Below are 23093 nucleotides of genomic sequence, written 5' to 3'. Positions count from 1 at the left end.
TCTGAGGCGCGTGCCGCATCAACCGATAACCGTGTCCGGCGTCGAGGTGACGCCGCTCTGCGACGCCGTGGGCCCGATGGGCGCGTCGATCCGCCGCCCGCTCGCCGAGATGTTCCCCGGCGCGGGGCTCCCGGACGAGCCGTGGGTCCTGCATTTCCACTGCTATCTGCTGCGTTCCGCGGCGGGCCGTCTCACGCTGGTCGACACCGGCATCGGCGGCGCCGACTCCCCGGCGTCCAGCTGGGCGCCGGTTCCCGGCACGCTGGCCGCCGAGCTGAGCGCGGCGGGCGTCACACCCGCCGAGATCGACACCGTCGTCCTCACCCACCTGCACAGCGACCACGCCAGCGGTGTGGTGACCGACGACGGCAGGCCCGCCTTCGAGAACGCGCGTTACGTGCTCCAGCAGGCCGAGCTGGACGCAGCCCAGGGGCCGTCGCTCCACCGGCTCATCACCCCGATCAAGGGGCAGCTGCAGGTCGTCGAGGGCCAGGCCGAGGTCGCGCCCGGCATCCACGTGCACCTCGCTGCCGGGCACACGCCGGGCCACCAGATCGTCCGCGTGGGCGACATGGCCATGACCGGTGACCTCGTGCTCCATCCCGTCCAACTGGACGACCCGGCCGTGCGCTACCTCTACGACGACGACCAGGAGGCGGCCGCGCGCACCCGCGCCGAGGTGCTCGGCACGCTGAGGACCGAGCACGCGATTCTCGCCACCGCCCACTTCAGCGAGCCTTTCCTGCGTCTGTGACGCGGCGAGGCGCCCGGGCGCTTTCCCGGGTTCTGCCATAGTGCCTGTGTGAACGATTTCTGGGCCACGGTCAACCGGGTGATCGCAGGTGCGGCGGCGTACATCACTGACGAGAAGGGACGGGTCCTGCTGGTCGACCCCAACTACCGCGACCACTGGAACTTCCCCGGCGGCATCATCGACGCCGGCGAGCATCCCGCCCAGGCGTGCGCCAGGGAAGTGACCGAGGAGGTCGGGCTGGAGCTGGAGGTCGGCAGGTTGCTGACCGTGGCCTGGGTCGACCACGCGCCCGGCCTGCCGTATCCGCTGGTCAACTTCATGTTCGACTGCGGCGAGGTGGCCTCGGACGTGTCGATCACGCTGCAGGCCGAGGAGCTGGACGACTACGGGTTCTTCACGGTCGAGGAGGCCGGGCGGCTGCTGGCGAGCCACGCCCACCAGCGGCTGCTGGCCGCGGTGGCCGCACGGGAGTCCGGTGCGACGACCTATCTAGCGCCCGGCCAGGACCGGCTGGTCGGTCAGTAGCGACGACGGCAGGGCCACCATCGCGGTCAGGCCGCCGTACGGCGAGGGCGTCAGGGTGACCTTGATACCGTGCCTGGCCGCCAGCCTGCCGACCACGAACAGGCCGAGCCGGTCGCTCTGCGCCAGGTCGAACTCCGGCGTCGTCGCCAGCCGGTCGTTGAGCTCGTCCAGCTCGACCCGCGGCAGCCCGAGCCCTCGGTCCTCGACCTCGACCATCAGGCCGTGCGGCGTCGTGGTGCTCCGCACGTCCACCCTGGTCGCGGGCGGGGAGAAGAGGGTGGCGTTCTCGATCAGCTCGGCCATCAGGTGGGCCACGTCCGTGACCGCCGAGCCCAGCAGCGCGACCGGCGGCGTCTGGAGCACCTCCACCCGCTCGTACTCCTCCACCTCGGCCACGGCGGCACGCAGCACGTCGAGTATCGGCACCGGATTGCGCCAGCCGCGCCCCGGCGCGTGGTCGGACAGGATGATCAGGCTCTCGGCGTGCCGCCGCATGCGGGTGGTGAGGTGGTCGAGCTTGAACAGGTCGGCCAGCATCTCGGGCTGCTCTTCGGCCCGCTCCATGCTGTCGAGCTGGAGCAGCTGCCGGTGGAGCAGCGACTGGTTGCGCCGGGCGAGGTTGACGAAGACCTGGCTGACGCCGTGCCGCAGCCTGGCCTGGTCCACGGCGGCCTCGACGGCCGTGGACTGCACCTGGTTGAACGCCTCGACGATGTCGTCCACCTCGGCGCTGTGCGTCCTGACCTGGAGCGGCGCGACCTCAGCCGGCGTGGGCCCGGACGTGTCCGTGCGCAGCCGCCTGACCAGCCCGGGCAGCCGCACCTCGGCCAGCTCGGTGGCGGCGTCGCGGAGCCCGGCCAGCTCGCGCACCAGGCGCTTGCGGAAGCGGAGCGAGAGCAGGATGGAGGCGATGACCGCGACGAGGCCCACGCCGCCCGCCACGCCGATCTTGATCAGCATGCCGACGGCCGTGGGGATGATCCGCTGCGTGATGCCGGTGACGGCCGCGGCCTGGTTGCGCTCGACCGCCCGCCACAGGTTCTCGCCGTCGATGGACCAGGTCGCCGCCGTCGCGGGCAGGCCGTTCGCGGCCGCCTCCCCCCTGATGGCGTCCTCGACCTCCAGGAACTCCTTGTAGACGGGCGAGGTGGACAGCTTCTCGTACGGCCCGCGCAGCCCGCCGTCCAGGTGCGAGAGCGCCTGCCGGAACAGCAGCCGCCTGGTGGCGACCATCCCCGTGAAGGCCTCCCGCTCCTCGGGCTCCACCCTGCCCGCGGCCAGCACCACGGCGATCAACGCCCGCTCCCTGGACAGCACGTCCTTGGCCTCGCCCAGCATCGTCACCGCCTTGGCCTGCTGGTAGAGCGCCATGTCCGGCACCAGGACCATCGCGTCGTACAGGCGGAAGGAGGCGTCCACGATCTGGCTGTAGACCTCGATCACGTCGAGCGGCTCGACGGCCCGGCCGTCCACGTCGCGCCGGACCTGCGCGAGCTGGTCCAGCTTGCTGTTGAGCGCATTGAGCTGCGCGGTCATCTCGGGCGACATGTCGCGTACGGACTTGACGAGGGTGCGGAAGGTCGACACGGCCCGGTCGGTCTCCTCGCGATGCCTGGCGAGCACGTCAGCACCCCGGCCGCTCGCCAGGAACTCGACCGAGGTCAGCCGCTCCCGCTGCAACTCGATGTTGACCCGTTCCGACGGAGTGGCCAGATTCGAGGCCAAATCGTTGATCGCGAGCAGGCGCATGCCGTCGCCGCCGGTCAGGCCCGCGGCGAACGCCCAGAGCCCGACAAGGGACACCAGCGGGACGAGCAGCAGGATCAGGAGTTTCACGGCGATGGGACGGCCACGCTTGGGGGGCATGCGACCTCCGGGTGCATGATGAGATCGCCTCGCAGATTACACCCCCCTTTGGAAGGATTTCTGTGCGTCTTCCGCGTTCTTTCTCCGGATGGACCATCGCGGTCTTCGGATTCCTCGCGTTCGCACTCGGCCTGCTCGGGCTGATCTCGCCCGGCACGCTGCTGGCCATGCTCGGTTTCGAGGTGCTCGAGGTGCGGCCCGCCGGAGATTACACGCTGGTCTATATGGCCGCCTCGTCCATGGCGGCGGTGAACATGGGCGTCTACTACATGTTCGCGGCGTCGGCGGACTACACGCCGTTCTTCCGCTGGACCGTGCCGTTCCGGCTGGTCACGTTCGCGGTCTTCACCACGCTGGTGGTGACGGGGGCGGCGCCGGCGAAGTTCTTCGGCGTCGGGCTCTGGGAGGGGCTGGGGGCGCTGATCACGGGGTTCGCGCTCTGGCGCGAGGGCAAGCTCATGCCCTCGCGCCAGCCGGTGTGATCACGAACCGTCGGGGCCGCGGGCCACGAGCCGGTCGGACGTGGTGTGCTCGCGTTCCAGCCGCCGTTCCAGATCGCGCTTCTCGTCCTCCAGCTGGGCGACCCGGCTGGAGGCCTCCGCCCTGGCACTACGCAGCCTGCGGCGCTGCCTGGCCGTCCGACGCGAGCCCGAGCTCAGCAGCCAGAGACCCAGCACCAGGACGGCGGCGGTGGCCGCCCCGGCGAGGAACATCTCCAGGTGGTTGAGCTCGAAGGTGTATCCGAACAGGATGTACCTGCTGGTCTCCTCGGTGAGGACCAGGGCGACGGCGCCGACGGCGAGCAGGACCAGAAGCAGACCCAAGAGAATCATCCAACTCACCCCTTGTCGTCAGAGGCGCTTCAACTGCCCACACAGCGTTGGGCTATGCGCGATGAGGATGATCTGAAGGTCAGCGGGATTCGGCCGCACAACGCTCGTCGATGAGCGCCACGAGGGTCTCCAGCGGCATCGAGGCGGGCGGGAGCTGCTCGCGGGCGTGCCTGTTGGCCTCGCGCCGCAGCACCTCGTTGACCGGGGTGGGCACGCCGTGCAGGCGGCCGAGCAGGACGATCTCGCCGTTGAGGTAGTCGGCCTCGATGGAGCCGCTGGCCCTGGCCAGGCTCTGCCACGAGGAGCCGCCGCCGCGGGAGACGCCCTCGACGGGACGCACGTCCACCTGGTGGCCGCGTACCTGGAACTCTTCCTCGGGGGTGTTGTAGGCGATGCCGGCCCGGTCGAGCACGGTCATGGCCTCGGCCCTGGCCCGCTCCACGACCGTCGCCATGCCGTCGGCACGGCCCACGAGGGCCTCCACGGCGTTGGCCAGGTTGCCGATCAGCTTGCCGTGCTTCCAGCGCATCACGTCGGGGACCGCGCGGGCGACGAGGCCGCGCTTGCCGAGGTCGGTGACGATCTCCTCGGCGAGGTCGTCCACACCCTGTGGGTAGCGGCCGACCTGCAGCATGCCCGAGTACGGATGCCCGTGCGCGGCCACCACGCCGGGCTCCAGGTGCTGGGCGGGCAGCCACACGCACACGCCGTAGACGCGCGAGAACCGCCGCAGGACCATGCGCTCGTTGGCGACGCCGTTCTGGGCGCACACCACGGGCAGGTCCTCCGGCCAGCCGGCCAGCGCGGCGATCGTGTCCTGGGACTTGGTGGCCAGGATGAGCACGTCGTCGTCGCGTGCGGGCACGGGGCCGTCGGCGGCGGGGATGTCGAGGGTTTCGGTGGTCTCGGGGGTGATCAGGCGCAGGCCGTCACTCTTCAGCGCGTCGTAGTGCGCACCTCTCGCGACGAGGAGGACGTCGTGCCCGCCTTGGTGCAGGCGGGCACCGATGGTTCCGCCAACTGCCCCAGCTCCGATCACTATGTAGCGCATTGTCAGAGGATGTCATTCCTCATTTCGCGAGCGCCACCTGGGTCTGCGTCGTCACGGCGGTGCCGCGCGCACGCTCGCGCAGGATCGTCTTGAGCACGCGCCAGCCGTCGCGCACGGCGTTGAGGTTGCTGGTGCCGTGGATGCGGGAGCGCTCGTGGCTGGGGACCTCGCTGATGACGAGCCCGGCCTGGGCGGCGCGGACGTTCATCAGCGTCTCGATCTCGAAACCGTCGCAATCGAGGTCCAGGGCCTCCAGGTGGCGCGCCCAGAAGGCGTTGTAGCCGTAGCAGAGGTCGGTGTAGCGGGTGCCGTAGAGCAGGTTCGTGAGCCCGGTGAGGACCTTGTTGCCGAGCGAGCGCCACGGGCTGAGGTCGTCGGAGCCGCCGCCGGGCGCGTACCTGGAGCCCTTGGCGAAGTCGGCGCCGGCGAGCAGCGTGTCGACGAAGGCCCGGATCTCGCGGCCGTCGGTGGAGCCGTCGGCGTCGATCATCACGATGATGTCGCCCCTGGCGGCCTGGAAGCCCTCGATGAGCGCGTTGCCCTTGCCGCGCCTGGTCTGCACGACGACCCGGAGGTCGGGGCGCAGTCTCCGCGCGACGGCGATGGTGTCGTCGGTCGAGTTGCCGTCGACCAGGATCACCTCGTCGATCCAGTCGGGCAGCGTGGCGAAGACATGGGGAAGGTTCTCGGCCTCGTTCATCGCGGGCACGATGACACTGACGCTGGCGGCGGATGGCTGCTTGTTCATGTAGTCAAGGTCCTCCTCCACACATGCAGCGCGCTTGAGACTGCCTTGCATTGGTCTACGTCAAGTCACTCTTGCCTCATCCGCCCTGGCGATGACCTCGTCCACGGTCTCCTCAGGGGTCTGCCGGGACGTGTCGAGCCACAGGCCGATGCGCGGGGTCTCAAGGCGCAGGACCTCGTCCAGCCGCGCGACCGTCCAGTCCGCGTAACCCGTCTTGGCGCGTTCGCGCTCCCGGCGCTCCACCGTGGCCGCGTCGGGGGCCAGCACGACCACGTGGAGCGGGCGGGTGCGCAGCCACGTCGTGAAGAGCTCCAGGTCCGCACCGAGCACGACGTCCTGCACGATCGCGGTGAAGCCCGCGTCGGCGTAGAGGTCCGCCGCGGTGGCCGCGATCCGGTAACGCAGGTGGAGTTGGCGTACGGCCTCCTCGGCCTTCTCCGGCGCCATGTCGGCGCGGCCGGAGACCACCATGCGGCGGAACGCGTCACCGCGTACGTGGGCGGCGCGGGGCAGCCGCTCGGCCAGCGCCTGGGCCACCGTGGACTTGCCCGAGGCCGAGATGCCGGTGATCAGGACGGCGCCTTTCACGTGCCGATCAGCTTCCGCACCCGGTCGGCGCCCACGGCCAGCAGGAGCGTGGGCAGCCTCGGGCCCGTGTCGCGGCCGACGAGGAGCCGGTAGAGGAGGGCGAAGAAGGCCCGCTGGGCCGCCTTCAGCTCCGGAGTGGGCTCGGCCTCGGGGGTCAGCCCGGCCTGGCGCTTCGGCACGCCGTACACGAGCGTGGTCAGCCCGTCGAGCGACCAGTCGTCGTCCAGGCCGTCGGCCAGCATCCGCAGCGCTTCGCGCTCGCCCGGGCCGAGCGAGTCGAGCAGCTCCTGGTCGGGCGACTCGCGCACGCGCGTGCGCTGGTCGGCGGGCAGATGCGTGTCGACCCAGCGCTGTGCCCGGTCCAGGCGGGGGCGGGCTTCGTCGAGGTCGCCGATGCCGTCGAGGTCGCGCAGGATGCGCAGGGTCTGCTCGGCGTGGCCGGTCGTGATGTCGGCGATGGAGGCCAGCGTCCGGTAGGGGACGGGACGCGGGGTGGCCGGCAGCGGGCCCTCGGCCGTGCGGACCGCGCGGTCGTGGGCGGCCAGCTCGGCGGGTTGCGCCTGCCCCGCCTCGATCTTGCGGCCCAGGGCGTCCCACTCGTCGTAGAGGCGGTGGATCTCCTGGTCGAAGGCGATCTTGAAGGACTGGGCGGGCCTGCGGCGGGCGTACAGCCAGCGCAGCACCGGCGCCTCCATGATCTCCAGCGCGTCGGCCGGGGTGGGCACGTCGCCCTTGGAGCTGCTCATCTTGGCCATGCCGGTGATGCCGACGAACGCGTACATCGGGCCGATCGGCTGCCGCCCGCCGAACACCTCGGTCACGATCCTGCCGCCGACCGTCCACGCCGAGCCGGGCGAGTGATGGTCGACGCCGGACGGCTCGAAGATCACACCCTCGTACGCCCAGCGCATCGGCCAGTCGACCTTCCACACCAGCTTGCCGCGGTCGTGCTCGGCCAGGCGCACGGTCTCGCCGAAGCCGCACTCGCAGGTGTAGGCCAGCTCGGTGGTCTCGTCGTCGTACGCCGTGACCGTCGTGAGGTCGCGCCCGCACAGGTCGCAGTACGGCTTGTACGGGAAATAGTCCTCGACCTGCTTGGACCGGTGCCGCGACAGCACGGCGTCGATCCGCGCCCGCTCGCGTACGGCCAGCAGGATCTGCTCGCGGTAGGCGCCCGAGGTGTATTGCTCGGTCTGGCTGATGGTCCGGCAGCGCACGCCCAGCTCGGCCATGGCCTCGATCATGGGGGCCTTGAAGTGCTCGGCCCAGTTGGCGTGCGTGCTGCCAGGAGGGGCGGGCACCGAGGTGAGCGGCTTGCCGATGTGCTCGGCCCACGACGGGTCGACGCCCGCGGGAACCCTGCGGAAACGGTCGTAGTCGTCCCAGGACAGCAGGTGGACGCAGGCGACGCCGCGCCGCCGGATCTCGTCGGCGACCAGGTGGGGGGTCATGACCTCACGGAGGTTGCCCAGGTGGATCGGCCCGGACGGGCTCAGGCCGGAGGCGCACACGATGGTTTCGCCGGGCGCGCGTCTTTCCGCCTCGGAGATCACCTCGTCCGCGAACTTGGACACCCAATCGTTCTCACCACGTGCAGCCATCGGGCCATTGTCGCGGTTCCTGTCGGCTCAAGCCAACGCATTCGGACGGTTCGGCCGGCCCGTCACCTCGTTGACGTGCGGGAAGCTCTCCCGTGATAGTGTCATTGCGCAAGGCTGACATAACTGTCCGTAATCATGCCTGCTGTGCCCCGGGGGCGGCGGTGGCGCTGCCCGCAGCCCCCGGCGGCGATCAGGACAGGGTGGCGGCGTAGGGGTCCCAGTCCGCCGGCAGCGGCTCCGGCGCGGTCACGGTGGAGGCGATCGGGCGGAACTCCGCGTGCTCGCCCGAGTCCGCGATGGCGACCATGAGCTCGAGCACGTGGTAGGCCAGCTCGCCCGAGGCCCGGTGCGGTGTGCCCGCGCGGATCGACCGGGCCATGTCGAGGACGCCGATGCCGCGCCCCGCCGTCGTGCCCGACAGCGGCAGCTCCCGCCAGTCCGTGTCGTGCAGGCCGCGGGCCAGCAGCGGCCCCTCGAAGGTGTTGGGGTCGGGGAGCGACAGGGCGCCCTCGGTGCCGATGATCTCGATCATCCTGCGGTTGACGGCCGAGTCGAAGCTGAACGTGGCGGACGCCGTGGCCGTGCCCGGGAAGTCGAGCAGGGCGTTGACGTGCGTCGGCACGTCCACCGGGAAGATCTTCCCGGCCTTGGGTCCCGAGCCCACGACGCGCTGCTCGCGCCCCCTGCGGGTGCTCGCCGCCACCCGCGCGACGGGGCCGAGGAGGGACACCAGGGCGGTCAGGTAGTAGGGGCCGAGGTCGAAGAGGGGACCGCCGCCGGGCTGGTAGAAGAACTCGGGGTTGGGATGCCAGGACTCCGGGCCGAGGCTCTGCGTGGCCGCCGTGACGGCGACCGGCTCGCCGATCAGGCCCGAGCGCAGGGCGTGCACGGCCGACTGGAGCCCGGCGCCGAGGAACGTGTCGGGGGCGCCGCCGACCCGCAGGCCGAGGTTGGCGGCCTCGGCCACGATCTTCGCGCCCTCGTCGGCGTCCATGGCGAGCGGCTTCTCGCCGTACACGTGTTTGCCGGCGCGCAGCGACTCCAGCGCGACGGCCGCGTGGGCGGACGGGATGGTGAGGTTGACGACGAGCTCGACCTCGGGGAGGCCGAGCACTGCGGAGAGCGGGCCCGAGACGGGCACGTCGTGTTCGCGCGCCACGGCGGCGGCGCGCTCGGTGTCGAGGTCCGCGACGCCCAGCACGCGGACGTCGGGGAAGGCGGTGAGGGTCCGGAGGTACTGGCCACTGATGTTCCCGGCGCCGACCAGGGCGACGCCGACGGGGCCGTTGCTCAAGAGCTCTCCAATGAGGTGAGGTAGGCGTGGCTGTCCGCGAGGGCGGTGAAGACGTCGGTCGCGCACTCGTCCAGCTCGACGACACGCCAGGCGTCCGGGGCGGCGGCCAGGATGCCGGGCACGGGCATGACGCCCTGGCCCACCGCGGTGTGCGGCTCGCCCTTGACCACCGGGCCGTCCTTGACGTGCAGCGCCAGCGTACGGTCCGCGAGGCGGCCGAGCAGGGCGGGCACGTCGGCGCCGCCCACCGCCGCCCAGTAGGTGTCGATCTCCAGGAACACCTCGGGGGCGAGCAGGTCGGCCAGCGCCTCGATGGCGTGCCGGCCCTCGATCCGCGGCTCGATCTCCCACCAGTGGTTGTGGTAGCCGATCCGCATGCCGTGCCCGGCGGCCTTGTCCGCCAGTCCGTTCAGCAGGTCGGCGGTGCGCTGGAGGCCGTCGCGGGTGGTGAACTCCTCGTGCGCGATGCCACCCGGGATGATCGCCAGGTCGGCGCCGATCGTGGCGATCGCGTCGAAGACCTCCGCGGGCTCCCGGCTGAGCAGCGCGTACGCGTGCGTGCCCGACACGCCCAGCCCCAGGTCGTCGATCACCTGGCGGAAGCCCTTGGGGTCTGCGGTGGGATCGTAGGGCTCCACGGCCCGGTAGCCGATCTCCGCGATGCGCCGCAGCACGCCGTCGCGGTCGGCGGCCAGCGGCTCCCTGACGGTGTAGAGCTGGACGCTGATGGGTTTGCTCATCCACGTACCCCCATGAGGTGCTCGAGCGCGAGCTGGTTGAGCCGGGTGAAGTGGAAGCCGCGCGCGGCCGCCGCCTCGACGTCGAAGTCGTCCTTGGCGAGGTCCTGCCAGGTCTCGCCCTCGGCGAGGGTGGGCCGGGCCAGCTCGTCCACGCGGGAGTTGCGCAGGGCCTCCTGGACCTCGGGGTCCTGGCGGAACTTCGCGGCCTTGTCCTTGAGGATGAGGTAGGTGCGCATGTTGGCGGCGGCCGAGTCCCACACGTCCTGCGGGTCCTCGGTGCGCAGCGGCTTGTAGTCGAAGTGGCGCGGGCCGTCGTAGCCGTGGTGCTCCAGCAGGTCGACCAGGAAGAAGGCGCTCTTGAGGTCGCCGTGGCCGAAGATCAGGTCCTGGTCGTACTTCGGGCCGTGCTGGCCGTTGAGGTCGATGTGGAAGAGCTTGCCGTGCCAGAGGGCCTGGGCGATGCCGTGCACGAAGTTGAGCCCGGCCATCTGCTCGTGGCCGACCTCCGGGTTGAGTCCCACCATCTCGGGGTGCTCCAGCTCGTTGATCAGGCCCAGCGCGTGGCCGATCGTGGGCAGGAGGATGTCGCCGCGGGGCTCGTTCGGCTTGGGCTCGATGGCGAAGCGGATGTCGTAGCCCTTGTCGAGGACGTACTGGCAGAGCAGGTCCAGGCCCTCCTTGTAGCGGTCGAGCGCGGCCTTGACGTCCTTGGCGGCGTCGGACTCCGCGCCCTCGCGGCCGCCCCAGCACACGTACGTCCTCGCGCCCAGCGAGGCGGCCAGGTCGAGGTTGCGCATGACCTTGCGCAGGGCGTACCTGCGGACGTCGCGGTCGTTGCTGGTGAACGCGCCGTCCTTGAAGACCGGGTGGGTGAACAGGTTCGTGGTGGCCATCGGGACCTTCATGCCGGTCTCGTCCAGGGCCTTCCTGAACGCGGCGATGGCCTTCTCCCTGTCGGGCTCGACGGCGAGCAGGTCGTCGTCGTGGAACGTGACGCCGTGCGCGCCGAGCTCGGACAGGCGGTGGACGGTCTCGACCGGGTCGAGCGGCGGCCGGGAGGCGTCGCCGAACGGGTCGCGGGCCTGCCATCCCACGGTCCACAGGCCGAAGGTGAAGCGGTCGTCTGGGGTCGGGGTGAATGCGGTCATTTGCCAGCGCTCCTCGAGATTAGTCCATAATCTGTACATAATCCTGAGGAGGTGGGCAGGGTGCCGTCAAGAGGGGTCCGGCATGATTCCATGCGTGCCCGTAACCTGGCCGTAGTCCTCGATGCCATCCACCGAACAGGACCTCACACCCGCGCCGCGCTCGCCGAGATGACCGGGCTGACCAAGACCACCGTGTCCAGCCTGGTCGCGGACCTGCTGGAGGCGGGGGTGGTGACCGAGAGCGGCGCCGTGCGGGGCGGCGAGCGGGGGCGTCCCGGCGTGGCGGTGAGCCTGAGCGGCCACCGGGTGGCCACGCTGGGGCTGGAGATCAACATCGACTACCTGGCCGCCTGCGTCGTCGACCTCGCCCGCACCGTACGGCTGCGCCGCACCCGGCCGGCCGACAACCGCAACTCCAACCCGGCCGACATCCTGGAGCGCCTGCGCGACCTGGTGAAGGAGACCACGGCCGAGGCCGAGGAGTCCGGGCTGCGGATCATCGGCGCCGCCCTCGCCGTGCCGGGGACCGTGGAGGGTGGGGTGCTGCGCAACGCGCCGCATCTCGGCTGGCGCGACGTGCGCGTGGCGGATCTGATCGACCTGCCGTTCGCGATCGACAACGAGGCCAACCTGGCGGCGCTGGGCGAGCTGTGGTTCGGCTCGCGGGACACGGACTTCCTGTACGTGTCCGGGGAGATCGGCATCGGCGCCGGGCTCGTCGTCGACGGGACCGTGTTCCGGGGCACGTACGGGCTGGCCGGCGAGCTCGGCCACGTGGTCGTCGTGCCCGACGGGCCCGCCTGCCGGTGCGGCGGGCGGGGCTGCCTGGAGGTGTACGCCGGCCAGGACGCCCTGCTCGGCCCGCTGGACTCGGTGGCCGAGCTGGTGGCCGCGCTGGGTTCGGGCGACCGGCGGGCCCTGGAGGCGTGCGAGCGGGCCGGGCACGCGCTCGGCGTGGCGCTCACCTCTGCGGTCCACCTGCTGGACCCTGGCAGGATCGTGCTCGGCGGGGTCTTCGCGCCGCTCTTCCCCTGGCTCCGGAAGCCGGTGACGGAGGGGCTCGGGGGCCGGCTCGGGCAGATGCGCGGCGCGCCGCCCCCGCTCGTGGTCTCGGGGATCGGCGCGGACGCGGCGGTGCTGGGCGCGGCCGGACTGATCATCCAGCGCATCATCGCCGACCCGGCCCAGGCCCTCGGCCTTTAGCGCACCCGGCGGCAGCCGGCACATCCCCGCCCACACGTCCCGCTTCGTCGTAGGCTCGACCGCTACAAGACACACCTCCCTTTTCCCTTCCTCCTCACGGGCCTCCGCCGAAGTGCGGTGGGCGGGGAGGAAGCGGTGGTCAGGCGGAAACGGGGCCGGTGCCGGCGGACGGCGCACGCGGTCGTGGGGCCCGGGTCAGAAGGTGTCGGCCACCGAAAGAGTCGAAAACGACGATTCGTACTATGTCGCCATGTTGATCGAGGAGCGGACCGCCGACGACGGGGAGCTGACGGCGCTGCTGGACGCGGCGTTCGCCGAGCTGGTGGCCCGCTACGGGCCGGAAGGGCGCTCGCAGGTGCGGGCCGGGGCCAGGTTTCTGGTGGCGTCGCTGGACGGCCGGGCCGTCGGGTGCGGCGCCGTCCAGCCCGTGGACGCCGTCACCGGGGAGCTCAAGCGGATGTACGTGACGCCCGATCACCGCGGCCGGGGGATCGCCAAGGCGTTGCTGTCGGCACTGGAGGAGCTGGCCCGCGGGATGGGCTACCGGCGGTTGCGGCTGGCGACCGGCGTGCGGCAGCCCGAGGCCATCGCGTTGTACGAGCGGTGCGCGTACACGCTCACCGAACCGTACGGCAAATACGTGGACGCGCCCCTGACCCGCTGCTACCAGAAGGCGCTGGCTCAGTAGTAGCTCTTGTGTCCGTCGGTGGGTCGACACCGAGTCGGCGCCAAGCCGCGTGAAAGGGCGGGAGAGGACGCTGGTGTCCCCTGAAGAAAGAGGAGCGCACCAGATGGCACCCAACCTGCTCGGATTCCGCATGACCCACCGCGCCATGCGCGGCGACACGCGGCGGCTGGCCAGGTTGATGAACGAGATCGCCGCCGGCGAGGAGCGCGTGGACGCGGCGCGGCTGGAGGCGATCGCCACGTTCGCCACCAAGCTCTGCGACGGCATCCACCATCACCACCGGGCCGAGGGCACCGTGCTGTGGCCGGTCGTCGTCCGCTCGGCCGACGCCGAGGTGGACCTGAGCGACCTGTCCGACGACCACGCCCGGCTGGACCCGCTGCTGGAGGAGATCACCTGGTACGCGACCCGGCTCGGCAAGGTCCCCGTGGCCGCCAAGCGCATGGCCGTGGCCCTCGGCGCCCTCGCCGACCTGCTGGACGAGCACATCGAGGAGGAGGAGCGGCTGCTCGGGCAGTACGCGCGCCCGGACGAGATGAGCGGGCTGCGCCGGCTGGCGGGACCGGCGCTCGCGCTCCTGCTCACGCTGCTGAGCCGGGGGCACCGCCGCCGCCAGAAGACGATCTTCGGCGCGGCGTGAAACCGCGCCCACGTTGAGCACGTAGAAGGACCGCCGCGCCAATGGGCCGGGTCCCGATCGCTCTGGGATCGCGTCCCGGTCCCGGCGGGACCGGGACCTCCGCCTCATGTGATCATGGCGGGCGCGCTCCATCCGGACGAATCCCCTGTCCTCGCCCAGATCGCCCTTTTCGGCCAGGCGTTCCTTCCGGCGCTCGCCGCCCTGATCGCCACGCGCCGCATCGACTGGGGCTTCCGCCGGGCCCCTCTGCGGATCAAGGCCTTGGCCTGGCTCATTCCCGCGCTCTGCGTGGGGACGGGATATGGGACGGCCTGGCTGACGGGGCTGGCCGAGTTCGCGCCCGGCTCGCCGCTGGACGTTGGCCTGGGGAGCCTTCCACTACCCGCTGATGGTGTTCGTGCCCGGCGCGGTCGAGCCCGTCGTCCCCGCCGCGGTCGCGGTCGCCCTGTTCACCGTCGAGACCGTTCCCGATGGTGTGGCTGCGGCTGCTGGGCGAGGGCGGCCTGCTGACCTCGGCGGGCACGGTGCTCGTCGTGGTGGCCACGATCCCGCTGTGGCGGCGCCCGGTGGCCAGACCTGAACCGGCCGCGGACGGGCATCAGTCACCGTCGGCGCACCGGACTCCGGTGAAGTGATCCGGCGCTCCACCGGCACGCGCTCACGGGCTCGTGCACAGGTAGCCGGACGGCAGCTGGGTGTTGCCGTTGGGGCGGCCGGCCTGGAAGCCGAACGTGGTGCTCTGGCCGGGAGCGAGCGTGCCGTTGTGGCCGGCGTTCCTGGCCGTGGCGGTCTGGCCGGCGACGGTCAGCGCGGCGTTCCAGGATCCGGTGACGGCATGGCCGCTGGGCAGCGTGAACGTGACCGTCCAGCCGTTGATCGGGGAAGTGCCGTTGTTGGTGACGGTGACGGGCTGGATCACGTAGCCGGTGCTCCACTGCGTCTGGGTGGTCGCCGTCGCCGTGCAGCCGCCGGTGGTGCCGCCCGAGCTGGTGGTGACCGTGACCGTGTTGGACACCGGCGAGAGGTTGCCGGCCGCGTCGCGGGCGCGTACCTGGTAGCGGTAGGTGGTGTTCGCGGTCAGTCCGGTGTCGGTGTACGAGGTGGTCGCCGAGGAGCCGGCCTGCGTGAACGCGCCGCCGGTCGCGCCCGGCGCGCGCAGGACGTCGTAGCCCGTCACGCCGACGTTGTCGGTCGAGGCCGTCCACGACAGCGTGGTGCCGGTGGCGGTCGTGCCCGAGGCGGCCAGGTTGGTGGGGGCGGTCGGCGCAGCGGTGTCGCCGCCGGTCGCGGCCGGCGGGATGCGGATGATGCGGTCGTCCTGGGCCACGGGCGTGCCCCGGCCGTCCCGGTTGCTCGTCGCCACCCAGAGCCAGCCGTCCGGCCCGACCGCGACCGCACGCAGCCGCCCGTACGCGGACTGGAGCTCGGCCACCGGCGTGCCCGCCGACCCGTTGGCGTTCAGCGGCACCGCCCAGAGCCGCTGACCGCGGAGCGCCGCGGCGAAGAGCGTGTTGTTGGCGTACGCCAGGCCGCTCGGCGACGCCTGGGCGGTCGTCCAGGTGACGATCGGGTTGCGGAAGGAGGTGTTGCCGCAGGTGCCCTCGCACGTGGGCCAGCCGTAGTTGCCGCCCGCGACGATCTGGTTGACCTCGTCCCAGGTGTTCTGGCCGAACTCGGTGGCGTACATCCTGCCTTGCGCGTCCCAGGCCAGGCCCTGCACGTTGCGGTGGCCGTAGCTCCAGACGCGGGAGCCCGAGAACGGGTTGTCCGACGGCACCCCGCCGGTGGGCGTCATGCGCAGGATCTTCCCGGCCAGGCTATTGAGGTTTTGCGCGTTGGCGGTGTTGTTGGCGTCGCCGGTGGCCACGTACAGCATGCCGTCAGGTCCGAACGCGATGCGGCCGCCGTCGTGGATCGCGGCGCTCGGCACGCCGGAGAAGATCACCGTCTGGGTCTGCGGGGCGCTCAGCCGGAGCCTGACCAGCCGGTTGTCACCGCTGGTGCTGGTGAAGTAGGCGTACACCCAGCCGTCCTGCGCGTACGTGGGCGACACCGCGATGCCCAGCAGTCCGCTCTCGCCCGAGGCGCTCACCCCGCTGATGGTGGCGACCTGCGTGGGCGTCTGGCCGGGCCGGACCTGGAGGATCCGTCCCGTGTTCCGCTCCGAGACCAGCGCGCTGCCGTCCGGCAGGAACGCCAACCCCCACGGGACCTGCAGCCCCGTGACGGACACCTCCGCCCTGGAGAAGTCGAAACCGCCCGTCACCTGGGCGCGTGCCTCGGGAGCGGTGACGAACAGCGCGAGCAGAGCCAAGATCAGGGCCGGGATGACACGGGCGCGCATGACGGACTCCTTGGACCGGGACCGGATCGCCGTGTGCTGTTGTCAGCACCGTAGGCATCGGAACGACCGGACCTCAACCACCGCCACCAGGGCGACCGGACTAGCTGCGACGACGGACGCCGCACCGGTGAAACTTTCAACGATGACGGCCGAGACTGGACGATCAAGACCAGAGCTCGGATGCCCTAGCATGGCCCTCCATGACTGAGCCGGACTTCCTCACCGCGACCCGTGCCGCCTACGACTCCGTCGCCTCCCATTACGCCGAGTTCGTCGGCGATTGGTTCTGCGCCAGCCCGCTCAACCACGCGATGCTCTCGGTCTTCGCCGAGCTGGTGCGGGCCGGGGACGGCGGTCTGGTCGCCGACGTGGGATGCGGCCCCGGCCACATCACCGCGCATCTCCACTCCCTCGGCGTCACCGCCTTCGGCGTCGACCTGTCGCCGGAGATGATCGCGCTGGCCCGCGAGGCCCATCCCGGGATGCGCTTCGAGGTGGGCCTGATGGACGCCCTCGAGGTGGGGGACGCCTCGCTCGCCGGCGTACTGTCCAGCTACTCGATCATCCACACCCCGCCGGAGCGGCTACCGGAGATCTTCGCCGAGTTCCACCGCGTGCTCGTGCCCGGCGGACACTTGCTCCTGTCCTTCCAGGCGTACGACGGACCGGACCCGCTGTCGGAGGCGTACGACCACAAGGTGTCCCTGGCCTACCGGTATTCGCCGGACGGCGTGGCCGAGCTGCTGCTCAAGGCCGGGCTCACCGAGGTGGCCCGCCTGGTGATCGCCCCCGGCGAGGACCCTCAGCGAGGTTTCCCGCAGGTCCACCTCCTCACCCGCCGCGAGACCTCTTCTGGTGACGCCGTCGTTGCATAGGGCAAGAGACTGCTATCGTCGAGGCAGGTGAGCCGGGAAGTCTGGTCGGCATTCGTCGGAACGTGCTGCCCCGGAGAGGTCATGCGGATGGCGTGTACGTCTCCCTTCCCGCCATGGACGGTCGTCATGAATCCCACGGAACCAGGCATCAACACGGCGGACCCCGACTTCGACATCCGGCTCGACCAGCATGGGCACGTGGTTCTGCTGTCCCTGACGGGGCGGCTGGAGGGAGCCGCGTGCCTGGTTCTCCAGCAGTACCTGGTCAAGATGCTCGTGGCCAGGATGCCGCCGCTGCTCGTCGTGGACACCGAGGGGCTGGTGGCGGCCGACCCGCACGGCCACGACATCCTGCGGTCGGCCAACCGGCACGCCAAGGCCTCCGGCGGACGCATGATCGTGACCGGTGGCGGAGGGCTGATCGGCCAGGAGGACGGCGCCCTCGAACTGCTCCCGTCCGTCGACGACGCGCTCGCCGAGCTCACGGGCCCCACCCACAGCGCCTGACCGCTTTCTGGATGCCATGGCTGTGAAGCGTCCGTCCTCACGGCCATGGTCATCGCGGGATCGTCGTCTCGTTACGGGATGGAGCCGGTCCAGCGCGCGCTGGCCGAATCGAAGACCGTGCGCAGTTGCCCATCGAAGTACGCGGACACGCTCGTGTCATAGCGCAGGTCGCCGTCGGTGTCGGAGACGCTGATGGTGATGCCGGTGAGGTAGCCATACATATGACGGTGACAATTCACAGAAAACTGTCAGACGTGGGTCGGGCTACACTCGGCTGCGGAGATGCGCCACGGAGGCGGTGTACGCCCGGCGGCAGATCTCCGGCAGGGGCAGTGCCTGCAGGTCGCCCGAGATGACCTCGACGTCGGGACGCGGCGCAGGTCGGCCGGGGTGATGCCGAGCTTGGCGAGATGCCAGGTGTCCAGCACGATGCCCGCGTCGCCGGCGTCCGCGCCCTCGACGACCTCCAGCACGTCGTCGAGCGTCCCGGCGGCGGCGTCGGAGCACGCATCTCCGCGGCCTGCGCCTCGAACACGTCCGGCGAGAGCCCCGTCATCCGTCCGTCGATCTCCACCACGGCACGACCCGCGGCACGGGCCTCGTCCCCGAGGCGCCGCAGCAACGCCGACTTGCCGATGCCGCCCGCCCCATGCAGGTAGAGCATGGCGAAGGCGCCGGGGTCGCCGCCGAGGGCCGACCGGAACAGCGCCAACTCCGCGGTTCGTCCGACGGACGTCCGGTCGCGTGCCGTTCGCAGACGCTGCTCCAGCCGGGGGATCATTCGGCTGTCACCGGAAGGCATGATCCGACTTTACCGAGGTTCGGGATCAGCCCCCCCCGACCTGTGCGATTGGTTGGAAATGACACCGGACGCTACCGGCCTCCCCAACACGAGCACGCCCGCGGCGGGCCGGAGTGGCGGTGCGGCTCATGGGCATAGGGCACCCCGCCGTCCGCGCGAAGGCTCGCGGCCAGTTGCTCGATGTCGGCGAGAATGGCCCTGGCCCGGCCGACGAAGCGCTCCCCCTCCGTCGTCAGCGTCACCCGCCTGCTCGTACGCTTGAACAGCGGGCTGCCCAGCTCCCGTTCCAGACGCCTGATGTGCCGGCCGAAGGGTGGCGTGGCGATGTGGTGCCTCCGCGCCGCGCGCCCAAAGTGAAGCTCCTCCGCCAGCGTCACGGCATACTGCAGCGATCGAATCTCCATGGAACCCTCGTTTGTCCGTGCCCCCATGGACGTATCGCGCACGAGGGGCCGGCGGACGACACGAGGGCCGCCACGGGCCATCGGCGATCTCGTACCGGACACCTGTCATCCGAATGCGCCTCCCAACCAGTAGTCATCACCGGAGACGACGAGACGGAGATGATGGATGGACGACGGGTTCGCCGAGTACGTGGCACACCGCCATCTACGGCTGTGCCGGATGGCGTATCTCCTCGCCCGGGACTGGGGCACGGCCGAGGATTTGGTGCAGACCGCGCTGGCCAAGGCCTGGCTCGCCTGGCGGCGGATCGAGGGCAACCCCGATCCATACGTCTATCGGATCATCGTGAACACCCACACGTCGTGGTGGCGCAGGCGTTGGCGCGGGGAGGTCCCCGCTGAGACGCTCCCCGAGACGCCCGATCCACGCGACGCGGCCTCGGAGATAGACGATCAAGCCGCGCTGTGGAATGCGATCGGCACACTTTCCCCACGCCAGCGTGCGGTGATCGTTCTGCACTACTTCGAGGAACGAACGCTCTCCCAGGTCGCCGACATCGTCGGTTGCTCGCTGGGAACAGTGAAGACCCAGCTCAGCCGGGCCCTGAGCCGTCTTCGGGTTGATCCAGACATTCGGACGATGAGCCTGGAGGAAGTCCAGCGATGAGGCATACCGAGACTGACCTGCGACGACTCCTGACCGATCAGGCCCACCGACAGGGCGGCGGCGAACCGTCCGTTCGTCTCGACGCGATCGTCAGGCGAGGCCGGCGTCTACGCCGTACGCGGCGGGCGCTGACGGCCGGGACGGCGGTCGTCCTGGCCGTGACCGCCGTCGGACTGGTGAACGGCCTGCTGCCCAGATCACCCCGGGCGAACGTGGCGACAGCCGCCCAGCCTCCCGTGAACTCGGCCCAGATCGAGCCCGGCCCCAAGCTCCCCGACATGTTCAACGTGAGGTTGGGAGCCGTGGAATTCGACCTCCCCCTCATCCATTCCCAACGGTTCGAGACGATGGGCGTCGCCCGGACGGTGACGTTCTCACCGTCCAGCTTCTCCACCGGGTACAAGGTGGTCTGCGACGATCCCCGGGCATGGGTGGTCACGGCAGGCAAGCTCAAGGGCGGCGAACGGGGTGGTGGAGTCGGACGGTGCGGGGATTCGGCGGGTGGGCACCACGACGAGCGTTCGGCGCCCTCCGACTGGCTGAAGCGCCCACAGTCGATGCAGGTCTGGGTCTTCCCGGCGGACGCCCCGGTCAAGAAGGTGGCGAAAGCCGTCACCGGTTGCCCGTCGGCCATCAAGTCGAGGGGCTGCGACGAGGCGGCTCAGTCCCGGGCGCTGTTCGACCCCGAAGTGCTCGAACGGCTGTCGGCCGAGGTCGGTGAACGGCCGGGCCGGTGGGCTGTCGGAATCTACGACCGACCGGCCGGAACCGACTCCGTGCCGAACGGCGAACCCACGGCAGTCGTCGAACACCCCACCGACAGCGCGTCCGCGCCGACCCGCTGAGGCAAGGGGTCACCTGATCGTGGCCTTGCCGCTCATCATCGCCCTGTTCGAACAGCCTCAGTGCCGGGGAAGGTTACGGCGCAGGAAGTCCGACTCCAGCAGGAGCAGATTCTCGGCGACCTCCTCTTGGGCGGCCATGTGCGAGACCCCGGACAGCGGCAGGACGGTGTGCGGGCGGCCTGCGGCCAGCAGCGCGGCGGACAATCTCAGCGTGTGGGCGGCGAAGACGTTGTCGTCGGCCAGGCCGTGCACGAGCATGAGCGGGCGGCGCAGGTTCGGGGCATCGGCGATGAGGGAGCTGCGGTCATAGGCCTCGGGGTGCTGGTCGGGGTGGCCCAGGTAGCGTTCCTGCCAGTGGGTGTCGTACAGACGGGCGTCGGTGACCGGCGCGCCCGCGATGGCGACGTGGAAGACGTTGGGGCGGCGCAACACGGCCGCGGCCGCCAGATAACCGCCGTACGACCAGCCGCGGATCGCCACCCGGCCGAGGTCCAGGTCTGGAAAGCGCTCGGCGGCCGCGTGCAGGGCGTCGGCCTGGTCCTCCAGCGCCGCGCTCAGCTTGTCGAGGTGGATCGCCCGCTCCCAGGCCGGTCCCCGGCCCGGCGTGCCGCGCCCGTCCACGACCAGCACGGCGAAGCCCTGGTCGGCGAACCACTGCGAGACCGCGAAGTCGTCCAGCCCTCGCAGGACCCGGGCGCCCGCCGGTCCGGCATAGGGGTCGAGCAGCACCGGCAGCCGCCGCGAGCCCGGAACGTGGCCGGCCGGGAACATGATCGCGCCGCGCAGCTCCCGCTTGCCCAGTGACACCAGCTCCACCTTCGGACGCAGGACCGGGATCGCGCCGTTCGAGGCGATCCGTGTGGTCACCCGTCCATCGGTGACCGTGACCCGCACCCCGTGCTCCTCCAACGTGCGGGTGACGAGCAGCGTGACGCCGCCGCCGCGCGTCCCGGTGTGCACTCCGGGCTCGGAGGTGACCCTGACCAGCCCTTCGGACCTGGAGTAGCTGTACAGGTGGCGTTCGGTCGGCTCGTCGCAGCACTCCGCGAGCACGGTGTCGCCGTCCACCGCCAGGATCCGCAGCACCTGCAGGCCCGGAGGTGTGACCAGGTCGTCTCCCACCATCAGGCGGCGGGTGTCGTCGCGGTCTGCCGTCCAGACCAGCTCCCCTCCGGCTGTGCGGGCGGGCGTGCCGGGCACGAGCTCCAGCCAGGCGTCGTCGGTGTCCTCGCGCAGGAGTGCGGTGGCGCCCGTCTCGGGGTCGGCCTCCAGAACTCGGGTGGTGCGCTGGTCGCGGCTCTGCACGAGCACCAGCAGGCCCTGTCCGGTCCACGACACCGCCGCGACGTACTCGAACGCCGTCCTGTCCCACACCACTTCGGTACGTTCCCCGGTCAGCGTGGTCAGCCAGAGCGTCACGTCGGCGTTGTCGGTGCCGGCCGCCGGATAGGCCATGGTTCTGGGCGGCCTGCCGGGGTCGGCGGGCTCGGACAGATGCCACTTGCTCACCCTGGCGTTGTCGACGCGGGCCACCAACAGGCGCGTGCCGTCGGGCGCCCACCAGTAGCCCCTGTGCCTGGCCATCGACTCGGCCGCCACATGCTCGGGCAGTCCCCAGGTCACGTCGGGGTTGTCGGGCGTCAGCAGTGGCCTGCCGTCGACGTGCAGAGCGCCCTCGGACACGTAGGCGACGTGTTGCCCGGCCGGGTCGAGACGCGGGTCGGAGCCGGTCGCACCGAGCGGGGTGATCGCGCCGGTCAGCAGGTCGACGGTGTGCAGCTCGCCGGCGAGCGCGTAGACGGCTTTGGTGACGGCGGCATCGGTGGCGTAGGCCACGATGCCGCTCGCCCGTTCGCGGGTGCGCTCCCTGCGTGCGCGCTCTGCCTCCGGCAATGCCGCACCGGACGGGGTGCCGGGGTCCACCAGCAGACGCTCCTCCCCGGTGGCCACCGTCAGCGTCCACAGCCGATTCACCGGGTCGTCCCCGGCCGAGGACCGCAGGTAGATCACCCGAGTGCCGTCCGGAGAGATGGTGAAGTCTCTGGGGATGCCGAGCTTGAAACGGGCCGTGCGGGCATGCTGGCGGGGAAGCGTGAGGGGAGGCATGGGGGATCATAGGCACGCCTGTCAAGCCCGCCGCAATGCGTGGGTTCGGTATTCACTCAGGTCCGGCCAAGGCGGCGCACCACAATGACAGTCCGTGATTACCTGTAACTGAATGCTATCGTCGGTGAGTCATGCTCGCGAGAATGGCGGGGATATGTTGAGGACATTCGTGCGGATCGCCGCGATGGTCGTGGTCGGATGTAGCGCGCTGCTGACTGCGAACACCGCGTCGGCGGCCGCGCCGCCTCAAGCCGAATCCCTGCTCGCCAGGTTGGTAGGTGCTGACCTCGGCAGCGTGATCAGTGCACTCCCCGGCGTTGTGTGCGGCAATCGCCTGGTCAGCTACAACTCACCGGCGCCCAATTCCCCGACGAACTGCGTCAACGGCCCGGAGAACTCCGGAAACTCCACCAACAGCGGGAACTACCAGAGCGAGGGGAATCCCGTGAACAGCGGCAACTTCTCGAACGGCAACGGCTCGAGCGGGAGCAACAACATCGGCGACGGCGGCAACACCGCCAACGGCTCACAGTCCCTGCTGGGTGACCCGACGTGAGGGCATCGATGCGCAAGGCCGCAGTTGTCGTGCTGATGGCCTCCGCGATGTCGACGCCATCGGCCGAACCTGCTCTGCTCCCCGGCGTCCCCGCCTTTGCTCATGGGATACCCAAAGACAGCGGGAATTCATGGAAGAGCGGTAATTACCGGAGCAAGGGCCGCCAGGTGAACAGCGGCAACTTCTCGAATGTGAACGGCTCCGTGAAAAGCAACAACATCCACGGGGGCTCGAACATCGCCAACGGCCCCCAATGCATCATCGAGCGCAAGAGCGTCGTCAAGTGGGCTTGTTGACCCGCGTCCGGC

The 23093-nt window shown here is 70.6% G+C and carries 27 protein-coding genes; 13 read left to right on the top strand and 14 right to left on the bottom strand.

Annotation, left to right across the window (positions count from 1 at the left end):
- Positions 1-10: 10 nt before the first annotated feature.
- Positions 11-754 carry an MBL fold metallo-hydrolase gene (locus ID574_RS11070; RefSeq protein ID WP_223166573.1) on the top strand — a complete coding sequence of 248 codons (744 nt, stop codon included), beginning with the start codon at positions 11-13 and terminating at the stop codon, positions 752-754.
- 48 nt (positions 755-802) lie between these two features.
- Positions 803-1279, top strand: a complete 477-nt coding sequence (locus tag ID574_RS11065) for an NUDIX domain-containing protein (RefSeq protein WP_188188725.1) — start codon at positions 803-805, stop codon at positions 1277-1279.
- Here ID574_RS11065 and ID574_RS11060 read toward each other — a convergent pair.
- Positions 1244-3145 carry a sensor histidine kinase gene (locus ID574_RS11060; RefSeq protein WP_188188724.1) on the bottom strand — a complete coding sequence of 634 codons (1902 nt, stop codon included), beginning with the start codon at positions 3143-3145 and terminating at the stop codon, positions 1244-1246. The genes ID574_RS11065 and ID574_RS11060 overlap by 36 nt on opposite strands.
- A 62-nt stretch (positions 3146-3207) precedes the next feature.
- Between ID574_RS11060 and ID574_RS11055 the strand changes: the two genes are divergently transcribed.
- Entirely contained in the window at positions 3208-3627 is a 420-nt protein-coding gene (locus ID574_RS11055; protein WP_223166572.1) for a hypothetical protein, read from the top strand.
- Here ID574_RS11055 and ID574_RS11050 read toward each other — a convergent pair whose 3' ends face one another.
- From ID574_RS11050 to xylA, 8 genes are all read right to left on the bottom strand, one after another.
- Positions 3628-3978, bottom strand: a complete 351-nt coding sequence (locus tag ID574_RS11050) for a hypothetical protein (protein ID WP_188188723.1) — start codon at positions 3976-3978, stop codon at positions 3628-3630.
- A gap of 79 nt (positions 3979-4057) precedes the next feature.
- Positions 4058-5029: a ketopantoate reductase family protein gene (locus ID574_RS11045; protein ID WP_188188722.1), complete on the bottom strand. Its 972-nt coding sequence runs from the start codon at positions 5027-5029 to the stop codon at positions 4058-4060.
- A gap of 19 nt (positions 5030-5048) precedes the next feature.
- Positions 5049-5777 (bottom strand): glycosyltransferase family 2 protein, encoded by a 729-nt coding sequence (locus ID574_RS11040; protein ID WP_188188721.1) that lies wholly within the window; start codon positions 5775-5777, stop codon positions 5049-5051.
- Between the two features lie 60 nt (positions 5778-5837).
- Complete coding sequence (locus tag ID574_RS11035; RefSeq protein ID WP_188188720.1) at positions 5838-6365, bottom strand: AAA family ATPase; 528 nt, start codon at positions 6363-6365, stop codon at positions 5838-5840.
- Positions 6362-7966, bottom strand: a complete 1605-nt coding sequence (lysS, locus tag ID574_RS11030; RefSeq protein ID WP_188188719.1) for a lysine--tRNA ligase — start codon at positions 7964-7966, stop codon at positions 6362-6364. The genes ID574_RS11035 and lysS overlap by 4 nt, the downstream gene beginning before the upstream one ends.
- Before the next feature lie 190 nt (positions 7967-8156).
- Positions 8157-9260: a Gfo/Idh/MocA family protein gene (locus tag ID574_RS11025; protein WP_188188718.1), complete on the bottom strand. Its 1104-nt coding sequence runs from the start codon at positions 9258-9260 to the stop codon at positions 8157-8159.
- Positions 9257-10000, bottom strand: coding sequence for a sugar phosphate isomerase/epimerase family protein (locus tag ID574_RS11020; protein WP_188188717.1), 744 nt, complete (start codon positions 9998-10000; stop codon positions 9257-9259). The genes ID574_RS11025 and ID574_RS11020 overlap by 4 nt, the downstream gene beginning before the upstream one ends.
- Positions 9997-11148, bottom strand: a complete 1152-nt coding sequence (gene xylA, locus ID574_RS11015) for a xylose isomerase (RefSeq protein WP_188188716.1) — start codon at positions 11146-11148, stop codon at positions 9997-9999. The genes ID574_RS11020 and xylA overlap by 4 nt, the downstream gene beginning before the upstream one ends.
- 90 nt (positions 11149-11238) lie before the next feature.
- Between xylA and ID574_RS11010 the strand changes: the two genes are divergently transcribed.
- The 4 genes from ID574_RS11010 (at position 11239) to ID574_RS10995 (ending at position 14314) form a co-directional block, all read left to right on the top strand.
- Positions 11239-12351 (top strand): ROK family transcriptional regulator, encoded by a 1113-nt coding sequence (locus tag ID574_RS11010; protein WP_188188715.1) that lies wholly within the window; start codon positions 11239-11241, stop codon positions 12349-12351.
- Positions 12352-12601: 250 nt separating this feature from the next.
- A complete protein-coding gene (locus ID574_RS11005; RefSeq protein ID WP_188188714.1) occupies positions 12602-13039 on the top strand; it encodes a GNAT family N-acetyltransferase in 438 nt (145 codons plus the stop codon).
- Positions 13040-13142: 103 nt separating this feature from the next.
- Positions 13143-13679: a hemerythrin domain-containing protein gene (locus tag ID574_RS11000; protein WP_188188713.1), complete on the top strand. Its 537-nt coding sequence runs from the start codon at positions 13143-13145 to the stop codon at positions 13677-13679.
- A 470-nt stretch (positions 13680-14149) separates the two neighbouring features.
- A complete protein-coding gene (locus ID574_RS10995; RefSeq protein WP_188188712.1) occupies positions 14150-14314 on the top strand; it encodes a hypothetical protein in 165 nt (54 codons plus the stop codon).
- Between the two features lie 23 nt (positions 14315-14337).
- Here the strand turns inward: ID574_RS10995 and ID574_RS10990 are convergent, their stop codons facing one another.
- Entirely contained in the window at positions 14338-16023 is a 1686-nt protein-coding gene (locus ID574_RS10990; RefSeq protein WP_188188711.1) for a PQQ-dependent sugar dehydrogenase, read from the bottom strand.
- 200 nt (positions 16024-16223) lie between these two features.
- Between ID574_RS10990 and ID574_RS10985 the strand changes: the two genes are divergently transcribed.
- The gene (locus ID574_RS10985; RefSeq protein ID WP_188188710.1) at positions 16224-16898 is read left to right on the top strand and encodes a class I SAM-dependent DNA methyltransferase; all 675 of its coding nucleotides are present in this window, start codon (positions 16224-16226) and stop codon (positions 16896-16898) included.
- Positions 16899-17024: 126 nt separating this feature from the next.
- A complete protein-coding gene (locus ID574_RS10980; RefSeq protein ID WP_188188709.1) occupies positions 17025-17405 on the top strand; it encodes an STAS domain-containing protein in 381 nt (126 codons plus the stop codon).
- A 71-nt stretch (positions 17406-17476) separates the two neighbouring features.
- Here the strand turns inward: ID574_RS10980 and ID574_RS10975 are convergent, their stop codons facing one another.
- From ID574_RS10975 to ID574_RS10960, 3 genes are all read right to left on the bottom strand, one after another.
- A complete protein-coding gene (locus tag ID574_RS10975) occupies positions 17477-17626 on the bottom strand; it encodes a hypothetical protein (RefSeq protein WP_188188708.1) in 150 nt (49 codons plus the stop codon).
- Between the two features lie 27 nt (positions 17627-17653).
- Positions 17654-17878 (bottom strand): hypothetical protein, encoded by a 225-nt coding sequence (locus tag ID574_RS10970; protein ID WP_188189599.1) that lies wholly within the window; start codon positions 17876-17878, stop codon positions 17654-17656.
- Between the two features lie 400 nt (positions 17879-18278).
- Entirely contained in the window at positions 18279-18611 is a 333-nt protein-coding gene (locus ID574_RS10960) for a LysR family transcriptional regulator (RefSeq protein ID WP_188188707.1), read from the bottom strand.
- Positions 18612-18777: 166 nt separating this feature from the next.
- Between ID574_RS10960 and ID574_RS10955 the strand changes: the two genes are divergently transcribed.
- Both ID574_RS10955 and ID574_RS10950 read left to right on the top strand, forming a co-directional pair.
- Complete coding sequence (locus ID574_RS10955; RefSeq protein ID WP_188188706.1) at positions 18778-19278, top strand: SigE family RNA polymerase sigma factor; 501 nt, start codon at positions 18778-18780, stop codon at positions 19276-19278.
- Positions 19275-20123 (top strand): hypothetical protein, encoded by an 849-nt coding sequence (locus ID574_RS10950; protein WP_188188705.1) that lies wholly within the window; start codon positions 19275-19277, stop codon positions 20121-20123. The genes ID574_RS10955 and ID574_RS10950 overlap by 4 nt, the downstream gene beginning before the upstream one ends.
- 57 nt (positions 20124-20180) lie before the next feature.
- Here the strand turns inward: ID574_RS10950 and ID574_RS10945 are convergent, their stop codons facing one another.
- On the bottom strand, positions 20181-22229 hold the full coding sequence (locus ID574_RS10945) for a prolyl oligopeptidase family serine peptidase (protein ID WP_188188704.1): 2049 nt from the start codon (positions 22227-22229) through the stop codon (positions 20181-20183).
- Between the two features lie 169 nt (positions 22230-22398).
- Here ID574_RS10945 and ID574_RS10940 point away from each other — a divergent pair, with 169 nt between their 5' ends.
- Positions 22399-22785 (top strand): hypothetical protein, encoded by a 387-nt coding sequence (locus tag ID574_RS10940; RefSeq protein ID WP_188188703.1) that lies wholly within the window; start codon positions 22399-22401, stop codon positions 22783-22785.
- Positions 22786-22793: 8 nt separating this feature from the next.
- Positions 22794-23081 carry a hypothetical protein gene (locus tag ID574_RS10935; protein WP_188188702.1) on the top strand — a complete coding sequence of 96 codons (288 nt, stop codon included), beginning with the start codon at positions 22794-22796 and terminating at the stop codon, positions 23079-23081.
- Positions 23082-23093: the final 12 nt, after the last annotated feature.

Origin of the sequence: Nonomuraea sp. SYSU D8015, assembly GCF_008065375.1 — a bacterium.
Taxonomy (GTDB): domain Bacteria; phylum Actinomycetota; class Actinomycetes; order Streptosporangiales; family Streptosporangiaceae; genus Nonomuraea.
This window is presented reverse-complemented; position numbering and strand designations above follow the sequence as displayed.